This is a genomic window from Flavobacterium sp. TC780, assembly GCF_056783245.1.
On the sequence record NZ_JBXBAV010000075.1, the window covers coordinates 1 to 10,405 of the forward strand.

Genomic DNA, 10,405 nt, shown 5'->3' on the forward strand with positions numbered 1-10,405 from the left:
TTACGTATTGCTAAGGTTAATACATGCTCCTGTTGTTAGGGAGGCAGCACCTTCAACAGAGGCTAACAGTCAAAAAGATAAAATTGTTGAAATAGCAGATTTACTTTATAATAATTACACTAATTTTTATTATAGCGCAGTAAAAAATGATTTGGTATTAGGAAATAATAAAACGCTACCCTTACGTATAGAATTAATTAGAATATACACCATGGGAGTTACTGGGTTTGATACACCTGCGTTCGTTAAACATTTTTGAAGAATCGATACATGCTCTAATAGGAATTAAAAACAATATTGATACGGATCCCTATTTTAAGAAATTTGATACCGAAAAAGCTAAAAAGATGATTGCTAGCACTATTGTTTATCTTTCACAGCATACTAATTTTGATACTTTTGATCGGATAGAATTTTACAAAAAACACCTTCAGCCGCTTTATGAAGAATTAGGAAAATGGGATAACAGTCCCGATAATTTAAAAAACATTTCAGGTTGGAATATAAAAAATAAGAACTTTTTCAGCAGCGATTTTCTTGACCCTTATTTTTATATGCTTTTAAAACCATCCGAAGACAATGCTGAATTAAGAAGTTTAGGGAAAGACATTTTTTATGATCAAAATTTGAGTAATAACAGAAAAATGAGCTGTGCTACATGTCATTTACCTGAAAATGCATTTACTGATTTAAAAACAAAATCGGTGAGTAATGTAGAAGGAAAAACTGTTTTGAGAAATTCTCCGTCTTTGTATAATGCTGTTTTTGCTAAAAGATTCTTTTATGACATGCGTGCTTACTATCTTGAACAACAAGTAGAACATGTAATTTACAATGAGCAGGAATTTAATACTACTTATGAAAGTATTATAAAAAAATTAAAAACAAATTCAGGATACAAAAATAAATTTCTAAAAGCTTTTAAAAATGGAAATATTACCAAACAAAATTTTTCTAAAGCTTTAAGTTCATATGTTGCTTCATTGTATTCTTTTGATAGTGATTTTGATCGTTTTATGAGAAATGAAATAGAAATTTCAGAAGCTGCAAAAAAAGGTTACAATCTTTTTATGGGAAAGGCTAATTGCGCAACTTGCCACTTTGCACCACATTTCTCAGGGTTAGTCCCTCCTTTTTTTAATGAAAATGAGTCTGAAGTTTTAGGAGTAACAAAGAACCCGTTACAATTTTTACCAATTGAGATAGATTCAGATAAGGGACGAATAGACAATACTATAAAAAAGGAAAATTCATGGATTTATGAAAATTCATTTAAAACAATGACCGTAAGAAATGCGGCACTTACAAAGCCTTATTTTCATAACGGTGCATTTACTACTTTAGAAGAAGTGATGACTTTTTATAATGAAGGTGGAGGAGAAGGGATGGGGTTAAAAATTAATAATCAAACATTGCCTCCTGACAAACTTAATCTTAGTCAAAGTGAAATAAATGAGCTTATAGCTTTTATTAATTCTTTAAATGATATCAGCAAAATAAAAGATCAAAACTAAAATTCTATTGCCCAATAATCACTTTATGATTTGTTAACTTGAAGGTGTTTTATTTAAAATCCAATTAACATAAAATAGTCAGTAGTAAAATATATTTACAAAAAAAATATAGAAAAAGTGAAAAAAAAATTACTTACAATTGTAGTGCTTTTATTAGCAACAGAATCATTAGTCAGGGCGCAAACAACTATTTTTGATAAAGGGACATCGTGGAGCTATGATGATAAAGGGCAGCAATTACCCAATCAATGGATAAATCCCGGATTCGATACCTCGGGTTGGTTGACAGGAAATGGGCCTTTAGGCTACGGGGATCCAGTAACGACTACTATCAAGAAACCGTTAATTACGGCTTATTTTACTAAAAATTTTACCGTTAATTTATCAGATCTAAGTGCGACTATGGAACTAGGAGTGATGAGAGATGACGGGATTATTGTTTATCTTAATGGTGAAGAAGTTGTGAGAGACAATATGCCGACTGGAGTAATCACATACAATACTTTTTCAAGTACAACTGTTGATGGATCCTCTGAAAGTGTTTATAATATTTTCTCCATCCCGAAATCAAAATTTGTACAGGGAGTTAACAAAATTGCTATAGAACTGCACAACAGATCTGTTTCAAGTTCCGATTTAAGAATGGATGCATACCTTAATAAGACCAATGTCGTTGTGATACCTTCGCCAGATACAAGCTGTGACAATGGAAATCATATTAGCTGTTTTACCTCTATAGTTCCTACTGCCCAAACTTCTAAATTAATTATTCCTTCACAACACAAATTTCAAATGATTCTTAAGGAAGGAGATAATTATACAGAAGGAGGAGGATTTGTAGGAGGTCTAAATGATTTTACAGGTTATGTTAGCAAATTAACCAATGGAGCAGCAAGCAGTACTGATGGTTATCTTTCAGTAAACCACGAAACAAATCCAGGTGGAGTAAGTATGTCAGAAATTAATTATAATGATATTACTAAACTCTGGGTTCTAACAAAATCCAGGGCAGTTGACTTTTCGACACCAAGTTTAGTGCAAACCATTAGAAACTGTTCAGGAGGTGTAACACCTTGGGGTACAATTGTTACAGCAGAAGAATCTGTATCGGGTAATGATACCAATGGAGATGGCTATAAAGATTACGGCTGGCTTGTAGAAATTGACCCTGCAACAGCTGAAGTTGCTTCGAAAAATGCCAATGGAACCAAAGGAAAACTTTGGCAAATGGGAATTATGAATCACGAAAATGTGGTGATTAACAACGCAGGAACAACAGCTTATTATGGTGAAGACGGCGGAACACATATGGTATATAAATTTCAGATGGATACTCCAAAAGATCTTTCATCAGGGAATTTATATGTATTGAAACTGGATCAGGGCTTAAATAGTGGCGATCCAGTAGCCACAACAGCAACCTGGATTCAAGTTCCTAATAAAACACAAGCGGATCAAAACAATACAACATCCTTAGCAGAGTCACTTGGAGGGACAAGATTCAATGGAATAGAAGACATCGAAATAAGCCCCATTGATGGTAAAGTATATTTTGCAGCAAAAGGATTAAGTAAAGTGTATCGTTTAAAAGACGATGGTACTACAGCTTCGGAAGTACAAGTTTTTGTAGGTGGATCTTCGACATCGTATTCTTTTAATACAGAGCAAGGAATAAAATCAGAAACATGGGGATCTGGAAATGATAATCTTACTTTTGATGAACTAGGGAATCTTTGGGTACTTCAAGATGGCGGGAAAAATTATATTTGGGTAGTAGCACCCAATCATACCCAATCAGATCCTAAAGTTAAACTTTTTGCTTCTATGCCTAGTGGTTCAGAGCCTACAGGATTAACTTTTACGCCAGATCACAAATTTGGATTTTTCTCTATTCAGCACCCAAGCGCTAGTATTTCTATTGATACCGATGCAACTGGAAAGGCGATTGATTACAGAGGAAAATCAGCTACAATGGTTATAGCACTTAAGCAAAATTTGGGAGTTGATAACTCTTTAAATACAGGTGATTTTGATAAACAAAATGACATTATTGTGGCTCCAAATCCGACTACAGGAATAGTGCGATTGGTTAATTTAGGCAATCTGGATAATCTAGAAATAAGTGCATATAATTTGGTTGGTCAAATTGTTTATAAGAAGAGCTTCTCAGGAATAGAAACGACTTTAGAGCTAGATTTTACTTCTCAACTCCAATCATCTAGTATGTTAATTTTAAATATTGAAGCTGATGGTTTTCAAAAAACCGTAAAAATCCTTAAAAAATAATGCTTAATTTTTTAGTTGCCGACAAAAATTGTCGGCAGCTTTTTATCTTTATGAAAAGACTATTTTTATTTATTTCAGTTATATTCTCATCTGTTCAGGCAAAAGCACAAATAGATCCCATTAAATATCCTACTTATACAGATATTGAAACGGCTCTGAAAAGTAATGAGACGGTTTATAGTATGAGTTTTAGAGACAAAGGTTTGTTCAATCTGCCTCCAGATCTTATAAAATTGAAATCTCTTTTTTTCTTAAATATAATGGGAAATAACTTAGAAAAAATGGGAGAAGAAATTTTTGTTCTAAAAGAACTGGAAATTTTAAATGCGAACAAAAATGATATTAAATACATTCCTGATGCAATTGGTGAACTCAAAAAGTTGAAAATTTTCTCAATAAATCTTAATAGCTTAACAAATATAAACTCAAAGATTGCAGGGCTTCAAAATCTAGAGTCTGTACACTTTGAATCTAATAATTTAAGCGTGTTTCCAGAAGCTTTATTAGATATACCTTCACTAGAAGAGATAAACCTTCATAGTAATCAAATAAGTTTTGTTTCTGAAAGGTTAGACAAAATAAAAAACTTGAAATATCTAAATCTTTCTGCTAATCAAATTAATGATTTAGGAAAAATAAAATTACCTAAAAAAATAAAATACATAGAATTACAAAAAAATAGAATTACGAATGTTCCTGAAGGGGTATTTCAATCTAAAAGCATTGAATACATGGATATTAGTTATAATGCTATTGTTTTAATTTCTCCAAAAATAAAAAATTTAAAGAATATAGTAAGCCTCAATTTAGCCCATAATAAATTAAAAGATCTTCCTGAAAATATGCGGCTTTTGAAAAATCTTAAAACGCTTATTTTAGCAGGAAATCCTATGGAGAAAGCTACCATAGAAAGGCTTAAAATTTTAATGCCCAATACAACAATATATTTTTAATAAGATGGAGTATTATAAAAGCCATCAACAGAAATACTTTAATAGTATGAAGTAATTATGACGATGAAAAATAGGGTAGCTGTAATGCAGATACTAAATACAGATTTACTCCTCTTTTATATATAATGCTCATTAATTAGTTCTTCGTGGTTTTATTCAATGCATTATTAATTTAAGGATAGATTTGTATCAAAATAGACGTTTTTTCAAATAATTACAAATTAGCTGAAGAGAATAAAGCCTGTATTTATTAATTATCCAGAAGCTAATTTTTTTTACAGTAATATGATTATTGATTACCAAATAAGTAATATTATATGGTTTTAAGAGCTTAATAAGAATAGCTGTAATAGCTATATTATTCGCTTCAATACTCACTTTTGGTTTCATTTGAAGCATTTTTGAATTATATAAAAATTTTACTTCTCCATAAATTCCAAGTTCGTATATTGCTTGTTCCAAATTAACATTTTTAAGCGATATCGTAATTTTTTTATCTCTGAAATTACTAGCCTTTAGAGCATTTGAAAATGCAAGAATTATTATTAAAAAATAAAATTCTTTTTAATATTCTTAAGAACTGGAAATCGTTTACTATTCATCTGCCTAAGATATTCCATAAAAAGCTGATCAAATTTTAAACTAAAAAAGAGAGAATCTTTAATTATAATATACTAATTCAAAATAGGTAAATAAAAAAACTTCTCTCTTATTTAATTGTATTAAATATTAATTTTAAATTTTAGCAAAAATATTAGTGTAATAGTTGCGACCATTAATTTCACTTTTTTTTATTGAAATCCCGACCTTATTAAAATCTCCTTCGATATTTTTTTTGTGCTCAGGACTTTTAAGCCATGCATCAAGGGCAGCTTCTGGAGTTTTATAATTATATGCTATATTTTCTCCAACTTTTAGAGCTCCTAAGACTTTTATTATATTTTCAGACCGGTCTACAAAACCATATGGTTCACTGCGTAGTTTGTTATCATATAAGTATTTTGTTCTTCACACTTGTTAGAAATATGATCACTTATTGTCAAAATACTGAGCCCCATACTAACTCTATACTCATTTATCAATCTGATCGTTTCTAATTCGTCAGCATTATGGATATAACTTTTCTCTATTTCAGGGGCATTATTAACAATTTCATCAGATGTATCCGAAGCACAAGAATTTATAGTTAAAACGGCATTTGCAATAAGCATGATAAGTATTCTATTCATCTCATTATTATATGGTAAGCATTATTTTAATTAGGTTAAATAGATTTGTGTGGCAAAATAACGGTACTTAATGTAAGGAGGAAAAAAAATGCCTACTCATATATACGTATGCGTAGAGATGTGTATTTGCAGAAAAAAGATTATTCCAATGAAACTAGAGATGTTTTCTTTGGTATCTATTTTATTGTTAGATATTTAATGTTTGCATTGAGGTCCTATATTGATAAAATGGTTTTTTGGAATGGTAACATCGTTTTGGCAACAAAACGGAATGTTTTGTCGCTGTTAGTTCGCTCATTGCTATTGCATTATTTTTTTAATGCTATTTTAGTTAGGTATATCTTCGGGAGAATGATATAGACTGAAATAATATTATGGGTAGTAGTATAAAATATAGGAAGATTAAAGAGGGTTCGATGTCCTTTTTATACTGTGAAAGGGTTAAAATTCAATTAAGTTTATTTTTTTGTTGGTACAATTTTATTTAAATGCAGAAATGGTATTTACAAATGAAACTTAGTTAAGCTAATTTAGAAGTCTTTTTTGATGCAGTTACCGTTTCAGTATTATTATTTACTGGTACTGTGTAAAAGCAGCAGAACAATATATTCTGACCTATATTATATAAGATGCCTTATAAAATGAATCGTCGGTGACTCATACAATAAAGATATCAGCTGCAGCTTGTAATAATTTGGAAAATTGTTTTCACAGTAAGACAAAAAACAAAAAAATAAATATTTGTACTCTGCCAATAGGGTTTATATTATATTGGTAGGGCGAGAAGGTTTCTAGATAAGCAGACTACATTATTAAAAAATTAAAAAGGAAAAATCTAAATTTAAAGAGTAATTCTTTAGGTAGTTGCTAATTTTTGAAATTCAATGCGAGGAAGGAGTATTTGAGAATTTTTTTATTTTTATCGGATAGACTTCAGGTAATGTAAAATCGGAAAAAGAGATGAATCAATTTTATTTAAATTTAATTTATCGAATCTTTATGTAAAAGAAGAAAAAAATAACGGAATTTTGAATCAAGAATTTAACATTGATAGACATAATCATAGAAGGTAAATTACAAATTAAATTAGAATGAGATCTATTATAATTTATATTAAATTGGAGAGCTTATTGCTTTAATTATATGTTGATTACGAATTAAACGCCTACTCAAAATAGTATTTCTGCAAAATAAGTATAGGAAAAAACAGTAATAAAAATATTTTTCTTTTACTTAATATTTTATTTTTTCTAATAATCTCTATTAGTTTATATGAAACAAGATAAAAAGAATCATTTTAATGATGCTAAAATGATTTTTCATTTATTCTATGTCCAATTTTATCCATAATAATTATAATTTTATTTAAAATCTTCTAAAACGAGTAGTTTTACGTATATATGAGTAGTTGTCTTTTATTATATAAAGTTGATTATTCTTTACTTTCGCACAAAATTTAAGGTTAATACATGACATTAGTTAAGTGAAATTCTTAATAATTAATCGTAGTCTAAATAGTGTTAATTTAATATGCAAATTACTGAAAAATATTTGCTTTTTATTGAAACAGTAAATTTTATATAATCTATAAATAATTTTTGGAATGTTGTTTATATGTTAGGACTAATGTGTTGCTGTGAAACTATTATCTGATTTTTTAATTACTCCTTGTATGCAATCGAAAATTATCATATGTTTTTTTTTTATTTTTTCACATGCTTTATTTTCACAGAATAAAGAAAAAGTAGATTCCTTATTAATAGAATTAAAGACTATAGTTTATTTTAAAAAAGCTTTGATAAAAGCAGATAAGGCTTTGGAAGTTTCTAAATCTATAAATTATAAAGAAGGGATAATAAAGTCAAATTTAGCAAGGATATCATTGTATTTTGAGCATTTTGATAATAGTGAATGCTTAAAAATAATTGATGAGATTGAGCCTGAAATTTTGAATTCAAAGAATCCTATCTTTATTTCGAAATTATCATCTATTAAGGGACTATTGTATATTCGCTTGAATTTAAAGGAGTGTGCAAAGCAGCAACTAGATAAAGCATTACTTGTTGCAAATCAAATCACTGATAATAATGAACGTCACTACGCAAAAGGCAAAGTTTATTTATCATTTGTGGCTCTGTACGACTATGAGGCAGAAAAAAATCAATTTGCTATAGTTTTAAAGTACCTTAAGCTTGCTTATGGAGAATTGTCTTTGGTGAAAAGTGATTTTCATAATGAAGCTTTGGTGGTAGCCTGCAGTGCTTTGGGATCCTATTATTCGCATACAAACGATTTTAATTCCGCAAAATTTTATTTCAATAAAGCAATCGCTGTTTCCGAAGCGTTACATTGTGCTAAGTGTGGGATATATTCATTTAACAGAATTGCAAAAATGTTTTATAACATGGATGATTATGATAATGCGATATTGAATTACGAAAAGTCTCTTGAAATTAGTAAAATATCAGAAAATGTTAGCATGATACAAGAAAACTATACGGATCTTTCGTTAGCATATGAAAAAGTAAAGGACGATAAAAAGCAAAAAGAAGCTTTAAAAGAATTAAAAAATATTAGAGATAGTATAGATCTTAATAATAAATTATCTATTGGAACTGCAGTAAAAGGAATTATGGATGATATAGAATTAGAGAATAGTTCTAATACGGATAAATTTAAACGGTACATAATAGTTGGATCTGTTTTGTGCCTTTTTCTTTTCTATATTTTTTTGACGTATTTAAAGAAATATAGATTAGAAAAAGAGAATAGAGCGAAGCTTGAGGGATTTTTGAATGAAAAATTATTTTTAATTCAGTCAATGAATTCTAATAAGGATTCTATTGAAAAAGAAGAAGAATTAAAAAAAGTAGTTCATATGGCCATGACAAATGACTTATTGTTTTTTGAAAATTTTAATGAGTTATTTCCAGATTTTAAAGCTAAGCTATTAAAAATAGATCCCTTTTTTAGAGTTAATGACTTAAAATTATGCTATTATTTGAAATTAAATTTTGATACAAAGGAAATTGCAAGATATACTGGAGATTCTGTTAAATCTGTTGAATTCAAAAAAATATCGGTTAAGAAAAAAAATTAATATTTCTTCGAAGGAAGATATAAATGCCTGGTTTAATAATTTATGATATTTTTTGCCGATTTTTTTTATGTAGTCGAAGGCTTTATGTCTAAGATACAAGTAAAAAAGAACGGGGCTTTTAAACAAAGCCCCGTTCTTTTTTATATTCTTTAATGGATCATTTATGATTAATCCCAATAATACACTGCACTTGTATTATTCATTTTAATGAGCTTTTTTAAATTAAACCTAAAGATTTTAAGATTGTTTTTCGTTAGTGATGGTTATTTATTTTAACCTTTCTTATTTTTTAATTTAAATTAGGTAAATAATCTTTTTATAATCTCAATAGAAAAAGAAAATTGTAAGTGTCTTAATAGTTTTCTTTCTAAGCTTTACCTCCATATAGATAGTTATGATCCTTTTTGACAAAAAATACAGAACTGTTTCTGTTGTTCTTTAACGTATTATAAATTTGATTTATAGTATTAATAAATACTCATATTCTGCTAACTAAATAATAGGATAAACTGTGATTTTAAGTTTCAATATTCATAAAATCAACGTTTTATATGTGATTTGTTTCTTTTTTTAATCAATGAAGCTATTTTATTATGTAAAGATGATGTCTAAGTTACTGATACTGTCTAAATCTTCCCACTAAATTTAAAATAATTGTAATTTTTATAAAAAAGCAATAAATTATAATCTGCTGATTTTTAGTTAATTACATTTTTTTTAGTACAGTGCGTAGTATTGAGTAGTGTTTTTTTTGGCTAAAACATGATTAGCACATTTAATTTGCACCAAAGAAATAAAGCATTTAAAATGTATTTTTTTCTTGTTTTTTTTCAAACCCAAAATTTAATAAATCTCTTGATAATGATGTAGGTCAGTTTGTGAAAAAGTATTGAATTTATTAAAATGTTAACTATTATGAATAAAAAAATACTCCCTCTGTTTGCGTTTATTTTAGGAGGCTATATTACAAATGCACAAGTTGGTATTGGTACAACTACACCAAATAATTCTGCACAACTTGATATTGTATCTTCAGACAAAGGAATTTTAATTCCTCAGGTTTCTTTGAAAAGTTCTAAAGACACTTCAACTATTACCAATGGAAATGTCAATAGCTTGTTAGTTTTTAATACTGCAACTATTTCGGATATTACTCCGATACTACTATTGGTTTTCTAATAGTTGGTTAAACTTGGCTATTCATCTGATAATCCTCTTAATCCAAGTAACCTAATTTGGGATCCAATTAATAACATTTTTAGTTATGTAGATGAAAAAGGTATTTCTCAAGTAGTTAATCTTTCAAAATTAATTCAAAAGAAC

The 10,405-nt window shown here is 28.6% G+C and carries 8 protein-coding genes and 1 pseudogene; 6 read left to right on the top strand and 3 right to left on the bottom strand.

The genetic code is table 11. The features are described from left to right. From AC1RYN_RS07325 to AC1RYN_RS07340, 4 genes and pseudogenes are all read left to right on the top strand, one after another. Positions 1-259: pseudogene (locus tag AC1RYN_RS07325) on the top strand (hypothetical protein); the annotation flags it as partial. 88 nt (positions 260-347) lie between these two features. Continuing rightward, a complete protein-coding gene (locus tag AC1RYN_RS07330) occupies positions 348-1,514 on the top strand; it encodes a cytochrome-c peroxidase (RefSeq protein ID WP_481806445.1) in 1,167 nt (388 codons plus the stop codon). Positions 1,515-1,631: 117 nt separating this feature from the next. Beyond that, on the top strand, positions 1,632-3,800 hold the full coding sequence (locus AC1RYN_RS07335; RefSeq protein WP_481806446.1) for an alkaline phosphatase PhoX: 2,169 nt from the start codon (positions 1,632-1,634) through the stop codon (positions 3,798-3,800). 260 nt (positions 3,801-4,060) lie between these two features. Further along, positions 4,061-4,753: a leucine-rich repeat domain-containing protein gene (locus tag AC1RYN_RS07340; protein WP_481806447.1), complete on the top strand. Its 693-nt coding sequence runs from the start codon at positions 4,061-4,063 to the stop codon at positions 4,751-4,753. Positions 4,754-4,942: 189 nt separating this feature from the next. Here the strand turns inward: AC1RYN_RS07340 and AC1RYN_RS07345 are convergent, their stop codons facing one another. The 3 genes from AC1RYN_RS07345 to AC1RYN_RS07355 all read right to left on the bottom strand — a co-directional run bounded on the left by AC1RYN_RS07345 (position 4,943) and on the right by AC1RYN_RS07355 (position 5,982). Continuing rightward, the gene (locus tag AC1RYN_RS07345) at positions 4,943-5,215 is read right to left on the bottom strand and encodes an STN domain-containing protein (RefSeq protein WP_481806448.1); all 273 of its coding nucleotides are present in this window, start codon (positions 5,213-5,215) and stop codon (positions 4,943-4,945) included. Between the two features lie 273 nt (positions 5,216-5,488). Next, on the bottom strand, positions 5,489-5,692 hold the full coding sequence (locus AC1RYN_RS07350) for a CAP domain-containing protein (RefSeq protein WP_481806452.1): 204 nt from the start codon (positions 5,690-5,692) through the stop codon (positions 5,489-5,491). A gap of 14 nt (positions 5,693-5,706) precedes the next feature. After that, positions 5,707-5,982, bottom strand: coding sequence for a hypothetical protein (locus tag AC1RYN_RS07355; RefSeq protein ID WP_481806449.1), 276 nt, complete (start codon positions 5,980-5,982; stop codon positions 5,707-5,709). A 1,672-nt stretch (positions 5,983-7,654) separates the two neighbouring features. Between AC1RYN_RS07355 and AC1RYN_RS07360 the strand changes: the two genes are divergently transcribed. Both AC1RYN_RS07360 and AC1RYN_RS07365 read left to right on the top strand, forming a co-directional pair. Continuing rightward, entirely contained in the window at positions 7,655-9,082 is a 1,428-nt protein-coding gene (locus AC1RYN_RS07360) for a hypothetical protein (RefSeq protein ID WP_481806450.1), read from the top strand. A 915-nt stretch (positions 9,083-9,997) separates the two neighbouring features. Continuing rightward, positions 9,998-10,261 carry a hypothetical protein gene (locus tag AC1RYN_RS07365; RefSeq protein ID WP_481806451.1) on the top strand — a complete coding sequence of 88 codons (264 nt, stop codon included), beginning with the start codon at positions 9,998-10,000 and terminating at the stop codon, positions 10,259-10,261. The last annotated feature ends 144 nt before the right edge of the window (positions 10,262-10,405 follow it).